The 18,207-nt window shown below is 62.4% G+C and carries 21 protein-coding genes, 3 tRNA genes and 1 pseudogene; 13 read left to right on the top strand and 12 right to left on the bottom strand.

Features of this window, described 5'->3' with window-relative positions; all coding sequences use genetic code 11:
• Nucleotides 1-2 precede the first annotated feature (2 nt).
• From IR187_RS01400 to thyA, 3 genes are all read right to left on the bottom strand, one after another.
• On the bottom strand, nt 3-1,040 hold the full coding sequence (locus IR187_RS01400; RefSeq protein WP_407699060.1) for an alpha-ketoacid dehydrogenase subunit beta: 1,038 nt from the start codon (nt 1,038-1,040) through the stop codon (nt 3-5).
• On the bottom strand, nt 1,040-2,335 hold the full coding sequence (locus IR187_RS01395; RefSeq protein ID WP_194952911.1) for a thiamine pyrophosphate-dependent enzyme: 1,296 nt from the start codon (nt 2,333-2,335) through the stop codon (nt 1,040-1,042). The genes IR187_RS01400 and IR187_RS01395 overlap by 1 nt, the downstream gene beginning before the upstream one ends.
• Before the next feature lie 93 nt (nt 2,336-2,428).
• Nucleotides 2,429-3,364, bottom strand: a complete 936-nt coding sequence (thyA, locus tag IR187_RS01390; protein WP_267463743.1) for a thymidylate synthase — start codon at nt 3,362-3,364, stop codon at nt 2,429-2,431.
• Between the two features lie 141 nt (nt 3,365-3,505).
• Between thyA and IR187_RS01385 the strand changes: the two genes are divergently transcribed.
• Both IR187_RS01385 and IR187_RS01380 read left to right on the top strand, forming a co-directional pair.
• Nucleotides 3,506-3,934, top strand: coding sequence for a JAB domain-containing protein (locus IR187_RS01385; RefSeq protein ID WP_194952910.1), 429 nt, complete (start codon nt 3,506-3,508; stop codon nt 3,932-3,934).
• A 109-nt stretch (nt 3,935-4,043) separates the two neighbouring features.
• Nucleotides 4,044-4,120 (top strand) — tRNA-Pro (locus tag IR187_RS01380).
• 182 nt (nt 4,121-4,302) lie between these two features.
• Here IR187_RS01380 and IR187_RS01375 read toward each other — a convergent pair.
• On the bottom strand, nt 4,303-5,178 hold the full coding sequence (locus tag IR187_RS01375; protein ID WP_228765438.1) for an N-formylglutamate amidohydrolase: 876 nt from the start codon (nt 5,176-5,178) through the stop codon (nt 4,303-4,305).
• Between the two features lie 143 nt (nt 5,179-5,321).
• Between IR187_RS01375 and cpdR the strand changes: the two genes are divergently transcribed.
• The gene (cpdR, locus tag IR187_RS01370) at nt 5,322-5,699 is read left to right on the top strand and encodes a cell cycle two-component system response regulator CpdR (RefSeq protein ID WP_194952909.1); all 378 of its coding nucleotides are present in this window, start codon (nt 5,322-5,324) and stop codon (nt 5,697-5,699) included.
• Nucleotides 5,700-5,770: 71 nt separating this feature from the next.
• Nucleotides 5,771-5,845, top strand: a tRNA-Val gene (locus tag IR187_RS01365).
• Nucleotides 5,846-5,899: 54 nt separating this feature from the next.
• Here IR187_RS01365 and IR187_RS01360 read toward each other — a convergent pair.
• Complete coding sequence (locus tag IR187_RS01360; protein ID WP_194952908.1) at nt 5,900-6,691, bottom strand: SDR family oxidoreductase; 792 nt, start codon at nt 6,689-6,691, stop codon at nt 5,900-5,902.
• Between the two features lie 106 nt (nt 6,692-6,797).
• Here IR187_RS01360 and IR187_RS01355 point away from each other — a divergent pair, with 106 nt between their 5' ends.
• Together IR187_RS01355 and IR187_RS01350 are read left to right on the top strand one after the other, a co-directional pair.
• On the top strand, nt 6,798-7,667 hold the full coding sequence (locus IR187_RS01355) for an alpha/beta fold hydrolase (RefSeq protein ID WP_194952907.1): 870 nt from the start codon (nt 6,798-6,800) through the stop codon (nt 7,665-7,667).
• 40 nt (nt 7,668-7,707) lie between these two features.
• On the top strand, nt 7,708-8,430 hold the full coding sequence (locus tag IR187_RS01350; protein WP_194952906.1) for an energy transducer TonB: 723 nt from the start codon (nt 7,708-7,710) through the stop codon (nt 8,428-8,430).
• Between the two features lie 86 nt (nt 8,431-8,516).
• Here the strand turns inward: IR187_RS01350 and IR187_RS01345 are convergent.
• Nucleotides 8,517-8,609, bottom strand: a tRNA-Ser gene (locus IR187_RS01345).
• A 243-nt stretch (nt 8,610-8,852) separates the two neighbouring features.
• Here IR187_RS01345 and IR187_RS01340 point away from each other — a divergent pair.
• The 3 genes from IR187_RS01340 (at nt 8,853) to IR187_RS01330 (ending at nt 10,690) form a co-directional block, all read left to right on the top strand.
• On the top strand, nt 8,853-9,614 hold the full coding sequence (locus IR187_RS01340; RefSeq protein ID WP_194952905.1) for a DUF1134 domain-containing protein: 762 nt from the start codon (nt 8,853-8,855) through the stop codon (nt 9,612-9,614).
• Between the two features lie 156 nt (nt 9,615-9,770).
• Complete coding sequence (locus tag IR187_RS01335) at nt 9,771-10,199, top strand: VOC family protein (protein WP_194952904.1); 429 nt, start codon at nt 9,771-9,773, stop codon at nt 10,197-10,199.
• Complete coding sequence (locus IR187_RS01330; protein ID WP_228765437.1) at nt 10,181-10,690, top strand: GNAT family N-acetyltransferase; 510 nt, start codon at nt 10,181-10,183, stop codon at nt 10,688-10,690. The genes IR187_RS01335 and IR187_RS01330 overlap by 19 nt, the downstream gene beginning before the upstream one ends.
• 26 nt (nt 10,691-10,716) lie before the next feature.
• On the opposite strand, the pseudogene IR187_RS01325 reads toward IR187_RS01330, so the two are convergent.
• From IR187_RS01325 to petA, 4 genes and pseudogenes are all read right to left on the bottom strand, one after another.
• A pseudogene (locus IR187_RS01325) lies at nt 10,717-11,061 on the bottom strand (adenine phosphoribosyltransferase); the annotation flags it as partial.
• Between the two features lie 28 nt (nt 11,062-11,089).
• On the bottom strand, nt 11,090-11,899 hold the full coding sequence (locus IR187_RS01320; protein ID WP_194952902.1) for a cytochrome c1: 810 nt from the start codon (nt 11,897-11,899) through the stop codon (nt 11,090-11,092).
• Between the two features lie 31 nt (nt 11,900-11,930).
• Nucleotides 11,931-13,217: a cytochrome b gene (locus tag IR187_RS01315; protein WP_194952901.1), complete on the bottom strand. Its 1,287-nt coding sequence runs from the start codon at nt 13,215-13,217 to the stop codon at nt 11,931-11,933.
• A 13-nt stretch (nt 13,218-13,230) separates the two neighbouring features.
• Entirely contained in the window at nt 13,231-13,788 is a 558-nt protein-coding gene (gene petA, locus IR187_RS01310) for a ubiquinol-cytochrome c reductase iron-sulfur subunit (protein WP_194952900.1), read from the bottom strand.
• 222 nt (nt 13,789-14,010) lie between these two features.
• Here petA and IR187_RS01305 point away from each other — a divergent pair, with 222 nt between their 5' ends.
• The gene (locus tag IR187_RS01305) at nt 14,011-14,469 is read left to right on the top strand and encodes a tRNA (cytidine(34)-2'-O)-methyltransferase (RefSeq protein WP_194952899.1); all 459 of its coding nucleotides are present in this window, start codon (nt 14,011-14,013) and stop codon (nt 14,467-14,469) included.
• Nucleotides 14,466-15,326: an oxygen-dependent coproporphyrinogen oxidase gene (gene hemF, locus IR187_RS01300; RefSeq protein ID WP_194952898.1), complete on the top strand. Its 861-nt coding sequence runs from the start codon at nt 14,466-14,468 to the stop codon at nt 15,324-15,326. Before IR187_RS01305 ends, hemF begins: the two co-directional genes overlap by 4 nt.
• A 64-nt stretch (nt 15,327-15,390) precedes the next feature.
• Here hemF and IR187_RS01295 read toward each other — a convergent pair whose 3' ends face one another.
• Together IR187_RS01295 and IR187_RS01290 are read right to left on the bottom strand one after the other, a co-directional pair.
• Entirely contained in the window at nt 15,391-16,143 is a 753-nt protein-coding gene (locus IR187_RS01295; RefSeq protein ID WP_194952897.1) for a glycerophosphoryl diester phosphodiesterase membrane domain-containing protein, read from the bottom strand.
• 183 nt (nt 16,144-16,326) lie between these two features.
• Nucleotides 16,327-17,073: a glycerophosphoryl diester phosphodiesterase membrane domain-containing protein gene (locus IR187_RS01290; RefSeq protein WP_194952896.1), complete on the bottom strand. Its 747-nt coding sequence runs from the start codon at nt 17,071-17,073 to the stop codon at nt 16,327-16,329.
• 129 nt (nt 17,074-17,202) lie between these two features.
• Here IR187_RS01290 and lipB point away from each other — a divergent pair, with 129 nt between their 5' ends.
• Nucleotides 17,203-17,856, top strand: a complete 654-nt coding sequence (lipB, locus tag IR187_RS01285; RefSeq protein ID WP_194952895.1) for a lipoyl(octanoyl) transferase LipB — start codon at nt 17,203-17,205, stop codon at nt 17,854-17,856.
• Between the two features lie 9 nt (nt 17,857-17,865).
• Entirely contained in the window at nt 17,866-18,207 is a 342-nt protein-coding gene (locus IR187_RS01280; protein ID WP_194952894.1) for a hypothetical protein, read from the top strand.

Genomic DNA, 18,207 nt, shown 5'->3' with positions numbered 1-18,207 from the left:
CGTCAGTCCTTCAAAATCTTGGTCAGCGCGGTCGCGATGCGGACCGGACCGGGGAAATAGGCCCATTCCAGGCTGTGCGGATAGGGGGTGTCGAACCCGGTGACGCGCTCGACGGGGGCTTCGAGGTGATAAAAGCAGCGTTCCTGGACCAAAGCGGCCAGCTCGGCCCCAAAACCGGAGGTACGCGTCGCCTCGTGGACCACAAGACAGCGCCCGGTCTTCTTCACCGACGCCTCTATCGCATCGATGTCGAGCGGAAGAAGTGTCCTTAGATCAATGATTTCAGCATCGACCTTCAATTCTTCAACAATTGTCTTTACGACATGGACCATCGTGCCATAGGCGAGCACGGTCAGCGCTTCACCCTCGCGCACCGTCGCAGCCTTGCCGAGTTCGATACGATAATGCCCTTCCGGCACGGCGCTGGCAGCATGTTTGGACCAGGGTTCGACCGGACGGTCGTAATAGCCGCTGAACGGGCCGTTGTAGATGCGCTTTGGTTCGAGGAAGACGACCGGATCATTATCCTCGATCGACGCGATCAACAGCCCCTTGGCATCATAAGGGTTCGAAGGAATGACGGTTTTCACACCACAGATGTGGGTCATGATGCTTTCGGGCGACTGGCTGTGCGTCTGGCCGCCGAAGATTCCGCCGCCGAATGGCGTGCGAACCGTCATCGGGCAGATGAAGTCAGCGGCCGAGCGGTAACGCAGCCGCGCCGCTTCACTGACCAGCTGGTCGAGCCCCGGATAGATATAATCGGCGAACTGGATTTCGGGGACCGGCCGCAGGCCATAGGCGCCCATCCCGACCGCGACCCCGATGATGCCGCATTCGTTGATCGGCGTATCGAAAACGCGCGTTTTCCCGTGTTTTTTCTGCAACCCCGCCGTGGCGCGGAACACCCCGCCGAAAAAGCCGACGTCCTCGCCCATCACCACGACATTGCTGTCGCGTTCGAGCATCACGTCCATCGCGCTGTTGATCGCCTCGATCATGTTCATGGTCTTGGTCGCGGTTTGCGTATCGGCGCTCATCATTCGGGCTTCCAGTCGGGGCCGAACTTCGCTTCCTGTTCGGCGAGCATCTGGGTGCATTGTTCCTGCAAATGCCAGGGCATATCTTCGAACACGTCCTGGAACATCGTTTCAAACGGCTGGTGCATGCCATGCCCCAAAATACCCAGCTTTTCCGATTGCTTCTGAGTCGTTTTTACCAACTCTTCAAGCTCGGTCCGCTGCGCTTCGTGCCGGTCTGCGTCCCATTCGCCCAAGGTTTCGAGGTGCTCGCGCAGCCGCGCGATCGGATCGCCAAACGGCCATGCGGAGGCTTCGTCGGCAGGGCGATACGCGCTCGGATCATCCGACGTGCTATGCCCTTCGCTGCGGTAGGTGAAATGCTCGATGAGGGTGGGGCCGTTGTTGGTCCGGGCGCGATCCGCGGCCCATTGCGTCGCGGCATAGACTGCAAGCGGATCATTGCCGTCGATGCGCAGCCCCGCGATGCCGTACCCCACGGCGCGCGCCGCAAAGGTCGTGCGCTCGCCGCCCGCAAAGCCCGAAAAGCTGGAAATCGCCCACTGGTTGTTGACGACGTTGAAGATGACCGGGGCGTTGTAGACGGTCGCAAAGGTCAATGCCGAGTGAAAGTCCCCCTCGGCCGACGATCCCTCGCCGCACCACACCGTCGCGATGCGGCTGTCGCCTTTCGAAGCCGACGCCATCGCCCAGCCCACGGCCTGCGGATATTGGGTCGCAAGATTGCCCGAAACGCTGAAGAACCCTTGTTCAGGCGCCGAGTACATGATCGGCAGCTGGCGACCCAACAGATGATCGCCGCGGTTCGAATAGATCTGGTTCATCATCTGGATCAGCGGATAGTCGCGCGCGATCAAAATGCCCTGCTGGCGATAACTGGGGAAACACATGTCGCCGCGGTCGAGCGCCATCGTCGAGGCGACCGATGTAGCCTCTTCGCCGGTGCATTTCATATAAAAGCTGGTCTTGCCCTGGCGCTGGGCGCGGAACATGCGGTCGTCGAAGGCGCGGACCAGCATCATGTAGCGCAGCATCGTGCGCAGCCGCTCGGGGCTCAGCTTGGGATCCCAATGGCCCTTGGCCTGCCCGTCGAAATCGAGCACCCGAACGAGGCCGTAGCACAGGTCGCGCATCGCATCGGGCTTCGTTGCCTCCGATGGTCGCGGCGTCGCATCGACGGCGGGAACGACAATATCGCCAAAGTCCGGTGTGTCGCCGGGGCGGTAGCGCGGCTCGGGGATGTGAAGCGACAACGGCGGCAGGTTGGTCGCCGGGCGTCGATCCGTTTCGGGCATATCGTCTTCCCATTGCGGCGCGAATCAGCGCCTAGTTATATTTCATCGTGGCGACATAATATTTCGGTCGCCATACGAATGCAACGCCAGCGATCAGACCGCCACCGGTGCCGAAATATGGGCCTGCGGCGCATAATCCTCGACCGCGAAGTCGTCGAAACTATAGCCGAAAATGCTATCCGGCCGGCGATTGATACGAAGCTTGGGAGCGCCATCGGGTACCCGTCCCAACTGCTGCTCCACCAGTTCGGCGTGATTGAGATAGAGATGCACGTCGCCGCCCGTCCACACCAGCTCATGCGCATGCAGACCGCACTGATCGGCGACCATACGTGTTAGCAGCGCCGCCTCGAACACATTGAAGGCAAAGCCCAGCCCCAGATCGCACGAGCGCTGGAACAACAGGCACGACAGTCCGCCGTCGCTGCGGACATGGAATTGATAGGTCATATGGCAGGGCGGAAGCGCCATGCGATCAAGATCGGCAACGTTCCATCCGGTAAAAATATGCCGCCGCGACCCGGGATTGTTCCGCAGCCCGTCGATCAACGCCGCAATCTGGTTATGCCCTTGACTTGCCCGCCGAAACAGCCCCTCGCCCGCCGGCTCGTAGCGCGGCCAGTTGACCCACTGATGGCCATAGACCGGACCAAGATCGCCCCATTGCGCGGCGAAATCATCATCGGCAATGACCCGCGCCTCGAAATCCTCGGCGCTGATCGCCTTGCCTGTCGCCTTGCGATATTTCTGGAGCGGCCAGTCGGTCCAGATCTTCACGCCTTGCGAGACAAGCGCGCGGATATTCGTGTCGCCGGTCAGGAACCACAGCAGTTCGCGCAGCGCCGTCTTCCAATAGACGCGTTTCGTCGTCAGCAACGGGATTGCATCGTCGCGCAGCGAGAATCGCATCGTTTCGCCGAACAGCGACCGCGTCCCGACCCCGGTACGATCGACCCGCTCGTCACCCTCGACCCAGATCCGGCGCATCAGATCGAGATATTGCAGTTCATAATGGATGGATTCGGGCAAGACTCGCTCCCAGGCTGGTCATTCTTTGCTAGGCCGCGCGCGTCATGCCGACAAGGGCGCAGGAGGGATAGGATCACAAAGGGTCCAAAGCGGCGCAGTCGCCGATTGGCGAGCCCGAGCGGCGCGCGCATGGCATTTACGATGAACCTGCTCTCGCCCATTCACCAGCCGCCCGGTTCGCCGGATATCGCGGGTTTCATCGCCGCCGATGTCGAAGACGACGTTGCGCGCGAACTGCTGCGCCCGCATTTCGCTGCCGACCGCGAAACGCTGCTGCTGGCAGGATTCGACGCATTTGACCGGCTCGTTCGCCTCGAACGCACCGGCGGGGACAACGCCAGCCGCTGCATCATCCCGCCGCGCTGCTGGCGCAGCCTGATCGGCAGCGGCGTCGTCGCGGTGATCATGGCGCATAACCATCCGTCGGGCGATGCGCGACCGAGCGCCGCGGACACCCGGACAACACAGGAAACGGCGCATTTCCTGCGCACAATGGATATCGCGTTGGCCGATCATCTGATTTTCGTTGCGGACGGGCATTTCAGCTTTCGAAGTGCCGGATTGCTGTAGTGGCGGCAATGCTGACCAATGTGCCGATTGGCGCTTGAAGTTCGCCGATTGCACGTCTAGAGGACCGCCCTGCCTTCGCAGCGCCCCTCGGGTCGCAGCGCGGAACGGTCGGGGAGTAGCTCAGCCTGGTAGAGCACTGTCTTCGGGAGGCAGGGGCCGGAGGTTCGAATCCTCTCTCCCCGACCAATTTCCTGCTCGTTGCAGATTCTGCACCTTCTCACCTTGTAACTCGTGGCTCGATTGCCTAAATTGATCGTACGCCGCCATGGTTTTCCCCCTTTCCATCGCGGCGAGTGTCCCGTCATTATTGACGTGGGCGCGTCCTCCCTGGACCCTGGCCACCTCGTACTTCGGTACGGGGTGGTTTTTTATTCAGCAGCTTGCGGAAGCGCACCGGCATCGGGGAAGGATTGAGCCGCCGCTATAACCAGTGTGGCGAACCAGCGCGCCAGATCGTCACAGCGGCGCATATCGGGCTGGCGCTCCGCAGTCAGATAGAGGCTGCGGTCAATTTCGACCTGCACCGCATGAACGCCGTCCGACGGGCGGCCATGGGTCCGGACAATATGACCTCCGGCATAGGGAAGATTGAGCGACACGGGCACCTTCAAGCCCCGCGCCGCATCCTTGACGACGTCGACCAGCCAGCCCCCCGCCGTCTTGCCGAAATGATCGCCCACGACGATTCGCGCGCCGTGACCGGGCTGGCCAAGCGGAATCGGGGGCATCGAATGCAGGTCGATCAGGACGGCGTGTCCGAAGCTGCGCCGCGCTGCGGCCAACGCGGTGGCCAGCGCCGCGTGATAGGGTCGATGAAGCTGCTCAAGCCGCCAGTCGAAAGCCGCGCGATCGATCGGCCGTTTCCAAAGCGCGCCGCAATCGGCAAGCCGCGTCGGCACGACGCCCAGCCCGGCCCGTTCCTTGCGCCCCGGTGCGGAAAATTGCGCCCGCATCGTCGGCGCAACTTCGCCCGGCGCCATCTGCCCCTCACCGCGATTGCAGTCCGCGACCGCGCGCGCCCAATAGGCCTCGACCACCGTCGCGCCGGCGGCAGTCGCGCGGGCGGCAATCCGGTCGCACCAGCGATCCTCCAGCCGCTCGAGATCGTGCTGCCCGACCCGCGCCGCATCCAATATCTCGGGCGGATATACCCGTCCCGCATGGGGCACCGACACCACCACCGGCGTCGCCGCGTCCGAACGGTGAACCGCCACGGCGGCGGACGGGAGGGCGCTGGAATACATCGTCGGGACGTGGCAAAAAAGCGGGTGCAAATCCAGCGCCGCCAAGTCAATTTGTTAAATCTCTGCCGCTATGGCGGATATGACATTAAGGATGCTGCCGACCGGAACCGGCCAATTCGAGCGATCAGGGGACAGATTTCAACATGATTCGCATTCTTCTGGCCGAGGATGATGACGTGATGCGCGAATATCTCGCGCGCGCGCTGACCAGCGCCGGCTATCATGTCACCGCGGTCGATCGCGGTACCGCCGCGGTTCCCTATATCGATTCGGGTACGTTCGATCTTTTGCTGTCCGACATCGTGATGCCCGAAATGGACGGCATCGAGCTTGCCCAGCATACGGCCAAGGCGGCACCGCAGACGCAGGTGATGTTCATCACCGGTTTTGCCGCGGTCTCGCTGCGCGCCGAGGAAAATGTGCCGCAGGCCAAGCTACTGTCGAAGCCGTTCCACCTCAAGGATCTGGTCCGCGAGGTCGACCAGCTCTTCGGCCGGAGCGACCGGTCGCACCAACAATAACGACGCGCGATCGCGCGAAGGGCTTGCCAAGCGCGGCAGGGGATATTAGGGGGCGCGTCACCCCAAGGGATGGGCGTGTAGCTCAGTGGTAGAGCACTGTGTTGACATCGCAGGGGTCGCAAGTTCAATCCTTGCCACGCCCACCATTAAAAGCGCCGCCACCCAGCCGGGTTGGCGGCGTTTTTACGTTCCGCTGCGACTTACGCCATTCCTTTCGCCAGATCACCGCGCGACGCGTCGCCGACCTGGCTGCCGCCGTCGCAATCGAGGATCGTCCCAGTGATGTAGGACGCGGCAGGCGAGCACAGGAAGACCGCCGATTCGGCAACCTCCTCGATCTTGCCCCAGCGCTTCATCGCGATGCGGTCGAAATGCGACTGGCGCGTGGCGGCGTCGGGGGCGAGCCGCTTCATCCCTTCGGTGTCGGCGATCGGTCCCGGCGAGATGCCGTTTACCCTGACCTCCGGCCCCCATTCGAGCGCGAGCACGCGAATCAACTGGTTGATCCCCGCCTTGGCCGCGCAGGCATGAACTTGCAGCGCCGAGGCGTTGACCGCCTGCCCCGCAGTGATTGCGATCAGCGACGCGCCGGGGCGATTGAGCAGATCGTGACAGCCGCGAAAAACGTTGAAGGTGCCATTGAGGTCGATATCGACGACCGTGCGAAACGCATTCGCCGACATGCCGAGTGCAGGCGCCAGGAAATTGCCTGCTGCACCCGATATCACGATGTCCATGGGGCCGAGCTCGCCCGCGATCCGTTCCATCGCCCCGCGAATCGCGGCATAATCGCGCACATCGGCCGACAGGCCGATTGCACCCGCGCCGATCTCCCCCGCTGCGCGCGCCGCCTTCTCCGGGTCGCGCCCTGCTACCGCGACTTTGGCGCCCAGCTCGGCAAAGCGTTTGGCGATGCCCAGATTGATGCCGCTCGTGCCCCCGGCAACAAAGGCGGTTTTACCGGCCAGCAGATTATCGCGGAATGTCGTCATGCTTCTCTCCCTTGGCGTATATCGTCCGCACATCGGCGATGATGCGGGGTTGACGGATTGCGATCGGTCGCCTTTTGAAACTGGAACAGACAGCAAGGACGATCCGATGGCAAGTGCCGGCCCCACCTCGAACAGCTTCATCTCACAGCGGCTGAAGCTGCACTATGTCGATTGGGGCAATCGCGGCGCGCCGCCGCTGCTGTTGGTCCACGGCGGGCGCGACCATTGCCGCAACTGGGACTGGGTCGCCGAAAAACTGCGCGACCGCTATCATATCATCGCCCCCGACCTGCGTGGTCATGGCGACAGCGCCTGGTCGCCCGATGGCAACTACGCGATGGACGGCTTTGTCTATGATCTGGCGCAGCTGATCCATCAGCTTGATCTGGGGCCGGTCAGCATCGTCGCCCATTCGATGGGGGGCAATATCGCGCTGCGCTATACCGGCCTCTACCCCGAAAATGTCCGCAAGCTGGTCGCGATCGAAGGACTCGGCCCGTCGCCCAAGATTATCGCCGAACGCGCGGCCAAGCCTTACGCCGAACGCTTCCGCAAATGGATCGACGACAAACGGCAGGCCGCGGGACGCACCCCACGCCGTTATGAAACGCTCGACGACGCGCTGGCGCGCATGATGGGAGAGAACAGCTACCTGACAGAGGCGCAGGCGCGCCACTTGACCATCCATGGCATCAGCCGCAACGAGGACGGCAGCTGGAGCTGGAAGTTCGACAATTATCTCAACGTCTGGCCCGCTTTCGACATGCCACAGGAGGACATTGCGGCGCTGTGGGGCGCGATCACCTGCCCCACCCTGCTGCTCTATGGCGCGAACAGTTGGGCATCGAACCCCGAACGCGATGGACGCCTCGCGTCTTTCAAGACCGCCAAGGTGATCGAGTTCGAAAATGCCGGCCACTGGCTGCACCATGACCAGTTCGACCGGTTCATGTCCACGCTAGACGATTTCCTGTAGACCCTTCCGATCGCGCAACCGCGCGGCAGGTACAGGGTCGATGCGCTATTCAGGCCAGATTTCCGTTCGACAACGGCTGACGTCGGCCGGCGGCGTCTTGGTTGCCGTCGTCGCGGTCGGCTTCGGTCTTGTTAGCGGGCTCGACCTCAACGTCGTTCGCAAGGCGAGCCAGGCAATCGCAGCGCTCGCCATTCCGGCGGCGCCACCGACCGAGCCGGTCGTACCGCAAAACGCCGCCAGCGACGCTGCGAGCGGCAAGCCCTCCCCAGCGAATCAACACGCAAAAGCCGCTCCCGTCGCCGCCGCCAAGCCCAAGCTGCCGCCGATAACGCCCTTGGTCGCCGCCGCGCCGCAGCCCGGTATCGCGACCGACGCATCTGCGGGTGCGACACCGAACCCCGGCGCCGGATCTGGTGCGGGCGGGCAAGGCGATGGAACCGGCGCCGGTGGATCGGGCACCGGAACCGGCAGCGGCAGCAAAGCCATCTGGCACAGCGGCGCGATCCGTGACCGCGATTATCCGCGCAGTGCGAGCCGCGCGCGCGTTGGCGGTGAGGTCGAGGTTCGTTTCACGATCCAGCCAAGCGGGCGCGTTTCGGGCTGCCGCGTCAGCCGTTCGAGCGGTGATACGGCGCTCGACGAAACAACGTGCCGCCTGATCGAGGAGCGCTTTCGTTTCAAACCGGCCACCAACGCGGCAGGCACGGCGATCGCGTCCGACTATGGCTGGCGGCAAAGCTGGTGGCTGGAACCGCGTCGCTGAACACCTGTACAATGGCCAATGCCGAAAAACGAGGGCCGTACCAGCAGCTCGGCCGGCGGGAATGACTTTATCGCTCGCGGATTAGGTGGCGGAGACGGAGGGATTCGAACCCTCGGTACCGGATTTACCAGTACGACGGTTTAGCAAACCGTTGGTTTCAGCCACTCACCCACGTCTCCGCATGGTCTGTCGCGCTAACGACAGGCTGGCCTAGGCGGGTCGCTATAGCCATGCGCTCCGCGCCCCGCAACGCCTAAGATTGCACAAGTTTTCGCGGCGACGGTGCATTTTGGCGCGCATTCGATTCGGTCTGGCGCAAAATCGACTCGGGTCATCGCCGGTTCATTGCCCGCCGCACAAACCGAGTCATGATTAACGCTGGCTTTGGTGCGCGAGCGCCGATTGAAATTTGGGGGTCCAATATGCGGAAAAAATTCACCAGCCTTGCCATTGCGGCGATGGCGTCGCTTGGTCTGGCGCTCGCCCCCGCCCCTTCCGCGGCGCAGATGCGGGAATTTGACCCCAATACTTCCATCGATGCCGACCTCGACAAACCGTCCCCGCCACCGTCGGTATCGAACGATCCATCCGACGAAGTCATATATTATGACAGCGATCTCGCGACCGGTAATCAGTCGTCGGCGGGTGCGGCGGCAGGCGGTAGTGATATGTCGACAACGACGGTCGTCACCGAAAACACCGCGACGTATAAACAGGATGATCTGATCGGAGCCGCCGAAGGCCTGTTCGGCAAAGGCGCTCAAGGGCTGGCCGGGCTAATCGAGGACATTCTTAAAAAACAGGGCGAGCCCAACGCCTATATCGTCGGCCGCGAAGCCGGCGGCGCGCTCGTGCTCGGTGTGCGTTACGGTTCGGGCACGCTCCACCACAAGATCGAAGGCGAGTTGCCGACCTACTGGACCGGCCCGTCGGTGGGCTTCGACGCCGGTGCGAACGCGGGCAACACCTTTGTTCTTGTGTACAATCTCTTCGACAGCGAAGATCTCTACAAGCGCTTTCCGGCGGGCGAAGGCGCCGCCTATCTGCTTGGCGGCTTCAACGCCAGCTACCTGCGCCGCGGCGACGTCGTCCTGATTCCGATCCGCGTCGGTGTCGGCGCGCGGCTGGGCGCGAATGTCGGTTACATGAAGTTTCGCAAAAAGCAGAATTGGGTGCCGTTCTGACAACATTTCGCTGGCGTCGCGACCGCTGACCTGACCTCGGGGAGCGAGCTTTATCGTTCCGCAGGAACGGGGTTTGCCAGCTGCGCGCCACGCCAATGGCGCGGGCCACGGTATCATATACTGGCGTCGCGATAATGTTTTGCTAAGCTCCGTGATATGACCGTCGTCCTCGATCATACCATCGTGCATGCCAGCGATCCCGCAGCGAGCGCGGCCTTTCTGGCCGAGATTCTCGGCCTTCCTCCTGCACGCAAGCTCGCGCATTTCACGGTCCTCGCCATTGGCGAGACATCACTCGATTTCTTGCCCGATACGCCGCCGATCAGGTCCCGCCATTTCGCATTCCGTGTCAGCGAAGCCGAGTTCGATGCTATTTTCGAGCGGATTCGCGGGCGCGATATTCCCTATTGGGCCGACCCCTTTCACACGCAGCCCGGCGCAATCAACCGCTGGGACGATGGCCGCGGCCTATATTTCGACGACCCCGACGGGCATTTGCTGGAGATCATCACCCGCAGTTACGGTAGTGCCGGTTGCGAAGCTGAAAATCCGAATCCACTTCTGAATTGTCCGGGCTCGGCATGACACCAACGAAAGCCCGCGACGCGGTTCCCGCGGATACCGAGCCCCTGGCACGACTGTGGTATGCAGGCTGGCAGGACGCGCATCGCGGAGTCTTACCCGAGGAGCTTGCCAAAGTCCGCACCTACGAACATTTCCTTGAGCGGCTTTCGCTGGCACCCGATCATTTGCGGGTCGTAGGGACGGAAGGCGACCCGCTCGGCTTTTCACTGTGCGATGGCGATGAACTCAATCAATTCTATGTTGATGCGCGATCGCGGGGCAGCGGGCTTGCTCAGTTATTGATTGCCGATGCCGAAACAAAATTGGCAGAAAGATCGGTCGAGACGGCCTGGCTTGCATGCGCGATAGGCAACGAGCGGGCGGCTCGCTTCTACGAAAAATGCGGCTGGCATCGCGCTTGTATCTACACCAGCCAACTGGTCTTGCCGGACGGTGTTTTTGCGCTTGATGTTTGGCGCTATGAAAAACGTCTGGCGCAGATCGATGGATGACCGCAAACTCCGCTCGCCGCCCCAGGGCCGTTAGATTCTTCAAGCCGGTCGGCGCCATATTCGAGTTCGTAATCGACCCCTATGGTGACACCCGGTAGCTTGCCCGCCTTGCGGACGGGCACAAGGCCCATGCCCAACATCGTAGCCACGGCCGCGCCGAACACGAAGCCGCGCGCCTCGACGGCAACAATCACGTCGGGGCGATGCACCGCGGCACGGGCGCTCAAACGACGCACACTTTCGGCGAAACCAGCGGCGTCGCCGATCAAGGTGGTGATGTCGCGAAACTGAATGCCCGGCTTCGGAAAGTCGGGGATGGTGCTGACCAACGATGCCAGGTCGAGGTCGGGCTGAGGCGGCTGGGCGATCATGCGGTCACAATCACCCTGCCCTTTTGCCTCAATGCTTCTTGTCAGCCCAGATATTGCGGTACGACAGATAAGCCAGGACCGTGAAGATCAGCAGGAAGAAGAACACCGCCCAGCCGACCTGAACGCGCTTCACCAGTTTCGGTTCGGCGGTCCAGACGAGGAACGCAGTCACGTCCTTCGACATCTGGTCGACGCTGGCCTTGGTGCCATCGGCATAGGTGACCTGATTGTCGGCCAGCGGCTTGGCCATCGCGAGGTTCAGGTTCGGGAAATAGGGGTTGTAGTGGAGCCCCGTCCCCGGCTTCAGCTCGGTAGGCAGGTTGGCCGGCGGGTTCTGGTAACCGGTCAGCAGCGAATAGATGTAATCTTTGCCGCCTTCGCGCGCTTTGGTGATCAGCGAAAGGTCTGGCGGGATCGCATTGTTGTTCGCCGCGCGCGCCGCAACGTCATTGGCATAGGGCGCCGGGAAATGATCCGACGGCAGGCCATCACGCGTCGCAACCTCGCCCGTATCGGGATTAACCGACGGAACCTGAAAGCCCTTGGCGAAGGTCTTGATCTGCCCTTCGGTGTAACCGAGATCGGCGATGTTGCGGAAGGCCACGAGGTTCAGGCTGTGGCAGGCCGAACAGACCTCTTTGTAAACCTGCATGCCGCGCTGCAACTGCGCCTTGTCCCAATGCGGCATCAGGCCGTCGCTCGCCAGCTTCAGATGCCGGGGATGCTTGACGAAACTATAGGCGACATTGGGTTCATTCTTGAGCGGCGTCGTAAAGATCGCGAGCACCAGCGCGGTAATGAAACCGAGGCCGACGAGAAATCCGAGCGGGCGAACCATGGCTGTATCAGCTCCTGTTAAAGTCTGGCGCTCAGGCCGCTGCCGGAGCCGACGAGGTGTCGGCGGCATGTTTGGCAAGAACTGCTTCGGTGATCGAATTCGGCATCGGCAGCGGACGTTCGATCCGCGAAACGATCGGCAGGATCACCAAGAAGTGCGCAAAATAATAGATGGCGCCAAGCTGGCTGAGGATGACCCACGGCTGTTCCGCCGGCATCGCGCCGCACACCCCGAGCAGCAGCACGTCGGCCACCAGCACCCAGAAGAAGATGCGGTACAGCGGGCGGTAGGTCGACGATTTCACCGGCGAACTGTCGAGCCAGGGCAGGAAGAACAGCAGCGCGATCGATGCGAACATCGCGATGACGCCCCACAGCTTCGCGTCGATCCACAGGAAGTTGAAGGTGAAGGCCTTCAAAATCGCGTAGAAAGGCAGGAAATACCATTCGGGAACGATATGCGCCGGCGTCGACAGCGAGTTCGCCGGGATATAATTGTCGGCATGACCCAGCATGTTCGGGCTGAAGAAGGTCAGTGCGACGAACACCAGCAGGAACACGCCAAGGCCGAAGCCGTCCTTGGCAGTGTAATAGGGGTGGAACGGCACAGTGTCCTGCTCGTCCTTCACCTCGATACCCGTCGGGTTGTTCGACCCCGGGATATGCAGCGCCCAGATGTGCAGGATGATCACACCCAGGATCACGAACGGCAGCAGATAGTGCAGCGAGAAGAAGCGGTTTAGTGTTGCGTTGTCGGGGACGAAGCCGCCGAGCAGCCACTGGCGCACCGGTTCACCGACGATCGGGATCGCCGAGAAGAAGCCGGTGATGACCTGCGCGCCCCAGAAGCTCATCTGCCCCCACGGCAGCACATAGCCCATGAATGCGGTCGCCATCATGAGGAGGAAGATCACCACACCCAGCAGCCACACCATTTCGCGCGGCGCCTTGTATGATCCGTAATAAAGACCGCGGAAAATGTGCAGGTAAACGACGATGAAGAACATGCTGGCGCCGTTCATATGCGCATAGCGGATGAACCAGCCGGCGTTGACGTCGCGCATGATATGCTCGACCGAATTGAACGCGACGCCGACATTGGCCGCATAGTGCATCGCCAGCACGATGCCGGTGATGATCTGGATCATCAACGCAGCGCCGGCAAGAACGCCGAAGTTCCAGAAATAGTTGAGGTTGCGCGGGACGGGGTAGCCGGGGCCGGTCGCATTGTAGACCAGACGCGGGATCGGCAGTTTCTCGTCCATCCACTTCATCAGCGGATGCTTCGGCTCGTAGGGTTTGGCCCAGGGAAAGCTCATCTTATCTCGCTCCTCAGCCGATCGTCACAACGGTATCGCTGGTGAATGCATACGGCGGCACCACCAGATTGGTCGGCGCCGGGCCTTTGCGGATGCGCGCCGCGGTATCGTAGTGCGAACCGTGGCACGGGCAGAAATAGCCGCCATAGTCGCCCTTGTTCTCACCTTCGGCGGCGCCAAGCGGCACACAGCCAAGGTGGGTGCAGACACCGAGCGTAATCAGCCAGTTTTCCTTGCCGGGCTTCGTCCGGTCGGCCAGCGACTGCGGCTCGCGCAGGTCGCTCATCGGCACCCGGTTCGCTTCGGCGATCTCCGCCGTGGTCAGATTGCGGACAAACACCGGCTGCTTGCGCCAGCTGGTCTTGATCGCCTGGCCCGGCTGGATCGCCGAAATATCGATTTCGGTGGTCGACAGCGCGAGGACGTCGGCCGACGGATTCATCTGCGCAACAAGCGGCATGACGACCGCGACGGCGCCGACGCCGGCGAAACTGACTGCCGCGATATTGATGAAATCCCGACGGCGGACGCCGTTTTCTTGCTCGTCGTTGGGATTGGGATCACTGGCCATTCGACTGCCCTTGCATGGGTGAACTAACAAAGTTCTCGAAGATCCGGGTCGCCCTGCAAAGCGCGCACGAATTGGCGCACCCCGGCGGCCCCTCCGGGAATTGCGGGCCTGATAGCCGCACATCCGGGGCTTGCCAACAGGCAATTTCCGCTCGGCGCGCGCTCTGCCAACCCGGCGGTAAAGGCGCTCGATCTGGCTGCCACGCGCGGCTATGGCGGGACGATGGAAATCGCCCTGTTTCAGCCGGATATTGCGGGTAATGTCGGAACGATCCTGCGCACGGCCGCCTGCTTCGGCGTGCCGGCACACATCATCGAGCCGTGCGGCTTTCCCTTCTCCGACGGCGCGCTGAAACGCGCAGGAATGGACTATGCCGTGCGCGCCAATGTCACCCGCCACGCCGACTGGGGCAGCTTTTACGATGGGAGCGCCGGGGCGGGCCTGAGACTCGTACTGCTCACCACCGCGGGCGCGACGCCCCTGCCCGACTTCGCCTTTGCACCCAGCGATGTCCTGTTGCTCGGCGCCGAATCCTCGGGCGTGCCGCCTCATGTCCATGCCGCGGCCGCCGCGCGCGTCGCCATTCCGATGCAGACGGGCTTTCGCTCCTTGAATGTCGCCGTCGCGGCTGGCATCGCGCTCGCCGAAGCGCTCAGGCAAACGAAAGGCTTTCCGGCATGATTTCGCTCGACCCACAGCAACAGACCGCGAGGACCTGGTTCGAATCGCTGCGCGACCGGATCTGTGCCGAGTTCGAAAGCATCGAGGCCGAGGCGGGCAGCGACGCGCGCTTCGCCTACACCCCGTGGGATCGCGAGGCGGAAGGACTGCAACCCGGTGAAGGCGGTGGCGGCGTGCGCGGCGTGATGACGGGCAAGATATTCGAAAAGGTCGGGGTCAATGTCTCGACCGTCGGCGGCCAGTTTGCCCCCGATTTCGCCGCCTCGATCCACGGCGCCGGCGAAGACCCCAGCTTCTTCGCCACCGGGATCAGCCTCGTCGCGCATATGGCGAACCCGCATGTTCCCGCGGTGCATATGAACACCCGCTTCCTGGTGACGACCAAGCGCTGGTTTGGCGGCGGCGCCGACCTCAACCCGCCAATACCCTATCCGGAAGACACCGACGCATTCCACGCGCGGTTGCGCGCCGCATGCGCACCCTTTGGCCCCGACGTCTACGAACGCTATGCCAAATGGGCCGACGACTATTTCTATATCCCGCACCGCGGCGTCCACCGCGGCGTCGGCGGCATTTTCTACGATCATCTCGAATGCGGCGACGATGCCGAGTTCGATCGTAACTTTCAGCTGACGCAAGCGGTCGGCGAAGCCTTTCTCGACGTCTTCCCGCAAATCGTACGGCGCCGGATGGGTCAGAGCTTCTCCGAAGCCGATCGCGAGGCGCAACTGGTCTGGCGCGGCCGTTATGCCGAGTTCAATCTCGTTTACGATCGCGGCACCTTGTTCGGGCTCAAGACCGGCGGCAACATCGACGCGATCCTGATGAGCCTGCCGCCCCTCGCCAAATGGAGCTGAGTTAGCAGAAAGGGCGCCCCGCTGCCGGAGCGCCCCCTGTCGCCACTGGCACAGGCCGTCGGCGCTAGCCGAACACCTCCGAACTGCTTTTCACGCTGATCGACCGATAGACACCCGCCGGTATCGAGACAGAGATCAGGACGAGCGGCACGTAGATCAGCAGTGCGACAATCAGCGCGCCGACCATCGATCCGAAACCCGCGTCGGGCGTCACCATCGCTGTCATCACGCCGCCCAAAACCATCGACAGGACGAAAAAGACGACCACGAACAAGACGATCAGTAGCAGATAGAAGCCGACAATGGTCCACTGCGATGCGCTGGTCAGTCTCCACGATTCCGCCATTGCCGAAAAGGGATTCGACGAGCGGTTGACCGCCATCAGCGGCCCCGCGACCGCCAGACGGCCATAGAACCACAGGAAAAATGCGATCAGCGCAATGTAGAAGATAGCGCCAAACAAGATGAGCCCTGCTGACGCACCGCCGGTCGCGAGGCTCTCCAACGACATGCCGCTGGCTCCGAACAGTGCCAGCGCCAGCAAACCGATGATGAACATCACGATATACATGACAATGACGAGCGCGATCTGAACGACGAATTGCGCGAACATAAAGGCTGCGCCGGCGCCCATGCCCCAGCCGATATCGCTCGCTGGTTCACCGCCCACCAGGCCCGTGCGCCATATCAGCAGGCTCGCCGCATAAATGATTGTCCCGGCGATGATCCCGAAAAGCAAAAACGAGCCAAGGGTGCCAAAAGCCGCCGACGGATCGCCTTGCGCCATCATCATGGTCGTCATCGCGTTGCGCAGCATCAACCAGCCCAGCAAACAGACAACAACGACTGCCCCGCCCAGCCAGAGCAGCATCTGCATCCAATTGGCCTTCAGAAACGCAAAGGTTTCCGAAAAGGCCGCTCCTATGCTCATTTTTATCATGGCTCTTCCCCCCTGTTATAAAACCCCATTCCCCGAAAAGATCGCATCAAAATGCTTATGTTACTGAAACACGTCCGACGCCGAACGAACGGCGAGCTGGCGATACGCCGCCGCCGAGATCGCCACAGACACCAGGCTGCCGATCGCGCCGAATCCGGCCTCGATCACCCCGCCCAGCATCCGTCCGAACCCGTCGTCGGCCCCCGCAATCAGCCCGACCACCAAACCGACGATCATCGCCGCAATGAAGATGACGACAGTCACCAGAAACAGGAAAAAGAAGATCGCCCAGCCGTTGCCGCGCGTCAGTTCCCAGCTGGTTTTCAGCGCCTGAATCGGGTTGTAATAGCTGCGGTCGGCAACGCTGGGCGCCGCCAGCGTCAGGCGGCCGATCATGTAAAGGCCCGGCAAGATCAGCAGGATCAGGCCGAGCCCGATGGCCAGGCCGGACAGAAGCTGGACCACAAACAGCGTCGGAAAGAACAGCAGCGCAAAGGTTAAAGCCTCGCCGACGCTGATGCCGCTGCGCGCCAGCCACAGCCGCAAAATGGCTGCCGAACCGACGATCGTCGAAAGGCCGACGACGATCTGTCCTGGTACCATCTGCCGCAGGGTCTCGCGCAACGCCGCCATCGACTGCTCGAAACTTGCGCCCGCCGGCGGCTCGATCGGAGTGGGGCCGAACCAAGCCACGGCGAGTGCAGGCAGGAAGAAAAACACCCCCGCAATCGCGCCGATCAGCGCGCTATGCGACTTCAGCAACTGGATACTGTCGTCCCACGCCGCGCTCATGTCGAATTTTGTCATTGATACCCCGTCGTTTTATATATTCGTTGCCGCGAAGGTGGCGTTATTCGGTGCATCTGTCCACCCCTGACGATTGTCCGGCCCTGCCCCCTTGCGCGGGACGGTGCGGCAGGCCAGATAGCGCGCCTGATGGACGGACTTGCGGCACCCGAATGGATCATCACTGACGGCTTCACCGATTACGCGGCTGCGCTCGCCGACATGGAAACGCGTGCCGCGGCGATCCATGCCGGTCAAGCCGGAGAGCGCATCTGGCTGCTCGAACACCCGCCGCTCTACACCGCCGGAACGAGCGCTGATCCCGCCGAGCTGCTCGATCCGCGATTTCCGGTGTACGATGCGGGTCGCGGCGGGCGTTATACCTATCACGGCCCCGGTCAGCGGGTCGGTTATGTCCAGCTCGACCTGACAAAGCGCGGTCGCGATGTCCGCGCTTATGTGTCGGCGCTCGAAGGTTGGGTGATCGACGCGCTGGCGCTGCTGGGCGTGGCGGCGCGGCGCGCTGACAGCCGCATCGGCATCTGGACCGACGACGCGAATGGTCGCGAGGCCAAGATCGGGGCGATCGGGGTGCGCGTCAAACGCTGGGTCACGCTACACGGCCTGTCGCTGAACGTCGCCCCCGACCTGTCGCATTTCGGCGGCATCGTGCCATGCGGCATCGCCGAGTTTCCCGTCACCAGCCTGGCCGCGCTGGGCAGGCCCGCATCGTTCGCCGATGTCGATGCCGCGCTGGCCGACGCGCTGCCTGCCTTTCTCGACAAGCTCCGGTCGAGCGATTAGGAACGGCGCATGAAACGCGTCCTCCTCGCATCGCTCCCGCTCCTCGTCCTTGCCGCGTGCGGCAGCGGCGAGCCGGCGGGCAAATCCACCACCAAGCTCGACGCGGTCGAGGTCCAGCCGGGGTCGGTCAGCGACGCGATGATCGTCCTCGACGATGCGAGCGCCGATGGCACCGCGGTCGATAACAGCATTCCCGATGACAGCGGTAAAAAGGCCGCAACCAAAAGCGATGCCGAAGCCGACGAGCCCGTCGCGAACGACGAGGATGCCGATGCCAACCCTGACGCAGTTCCCGCACCCGCCGCAAAACGCGCCGTGACCACCGACAGCGCCGCGAAAAAGACCGACTGA

The organism is Sphingopyxis solisilvae, from assembly GCF_015475875.1.
Taxonomy (GTDB): domain Bacteria; phylum Pseudomonadota; class Alphaproteobacteria; order Sphingomonadales; family Sphingomonadaceae; genus Sphingopyxis; species Sphingopyxis solisilvae.
Note: the sequence above shows the minus strand (reverse complement) of the source record. Positions and strands in the feature narration are given on the sequence as shown.

Excerpts from the sequence above, each read along its gene's own strand:
- IR187_RS01320 (WP_194952902.1), bottom strand. The coding sequence starts at position 11,899 with ATGGTTCGCCCGCTCGGATTTCTCGTCGGCCTCGGTTTCATTACCGCG.
- IR187_RS01375 (WP_228765438.1), bottom strand. The coding sequence starts at position 5,178 with ATGTATTCCAGCGCCCTCCCGTCCGCCGCCGTGGCGGTTCACCGTTCG.
- IR187_RS01315 (WP_194952901.1), bottom strand. The coding sequence starts at position 13,217 with ATGAGCTTTCCCTGGGCCAAACCCTACGAGCCGAAGCATCCGCTGATG.
- IR187_RS01305 (WP_194952899.1), top strand. The coding sequence starts at position 14,011 with ATGGAAATCGCCCTGTTTCAGCCGGATATTGCGGGTAATGTCGGAACG.
- IR187_RS01290 (WP_194952896.1), bottom strand. The coding sequence starts at position 17,073 with ATGACAAAATTCGACATGAGCGCGGCGTGGGACGACAGTATCCAGTTG.
- IR187_RS01280 (WP_194952894.1), top strand. The coding sequence starts at position 17,866 with ATGAAACGCGTCCTCCTCGCATCGCTCCCGCTCCTCGTCCTTGCCGCG.
- hemF (WP_194952898.1), top strand. The coding sequence starts at position 14,466 with ATGATTTCGCTCGACCCACAGCAACAGACCGCGAGGACCTGGTTCGAA.
- IR187_RS01335 (WP_194952904.1), top strand. The coding sequence starts at position 9,771 with ATGACCGTCGTCCTCGATCATACCATCGTGCATGCCAGCGATCCCGCA.
- IR187_RS01360 (WP_194952908.1), bottom strand. The coding sequence starts at position 6,691 with ATGACGACATTCCGCGATAATCTGCTGGCCGGTAAAACCGCCTTTGTT.
- IR187_RS01355 (WP_194952907.1), top strand. The coding sequence starts at position 6,798 with ATGGCAAGTGCCGGCCCCACCTCGAACAGCTTCATCTCACAGCGGCTG.
- petA (WP_194952900.1), bottom strand. The coding sequence starts at position 13,788 with ATGGCCAGTGATCCCAATCCCAACGACGAGCAAGAAAACGGCGTCCGC.
- IR187_RS01400 (WP_407699060.1), bottom strand. The coding sequence starts at position 1,040 with ATGAGCGCCGATACGCAAACCGCGACCAAGACCATGAACATGATCGAG.
- lipB (WP_194952895.1), top strand. The coding sequence starts at position 17,203 with ATGGACGGACTTGCGGCACCCGAATGGATCATCACTGACGGCTTCACC.
- IR187_RS01340 (WP_194952905.1), top strand. The coding sequence starts at position 8,853 with ATGCGGAAAAAATTCACCAGCCTTGCCATTGCGGCGATGGCGTCGCTT.
- IR187_RS01385 (WP_194952910.1), top strand. The coding sequence starts at position 3,506 with ATGAACCTGCTCTCGCCCATTCACCAGCCGCCCGGTTCGCCGGATATC.
- IR187_RS01350 (WP_194952906.1), top strand. The coding sequence starts at position 7,708 with ATGCGCTATTCAGGCCAGATTTCCGTTCGACAACGGCTGACGTCGGCC.
- IR187_RS01395 (WP_194952911.1), bottom strand. The coding sequence starts at position 2,335 with ATGCCCGAAACGGATCGACGCCCGGCGACCAACCTGCCGCCGTTGTCG.
- IR187_RS01295 (WP_194952897.1), bottom strand. The coding sequence starts at position 16,143 with ATGCTGCGCAACGCGATGACGACCATGATGATGGCGCAAGGCGATCCG.
- cpdR (WP_194952909.1), top strand. The coding sequence starts at position 5,322 with ATGATTCGCATTCTTCTGGCCGAGGATGATGACGTGATGCGCGAATAT.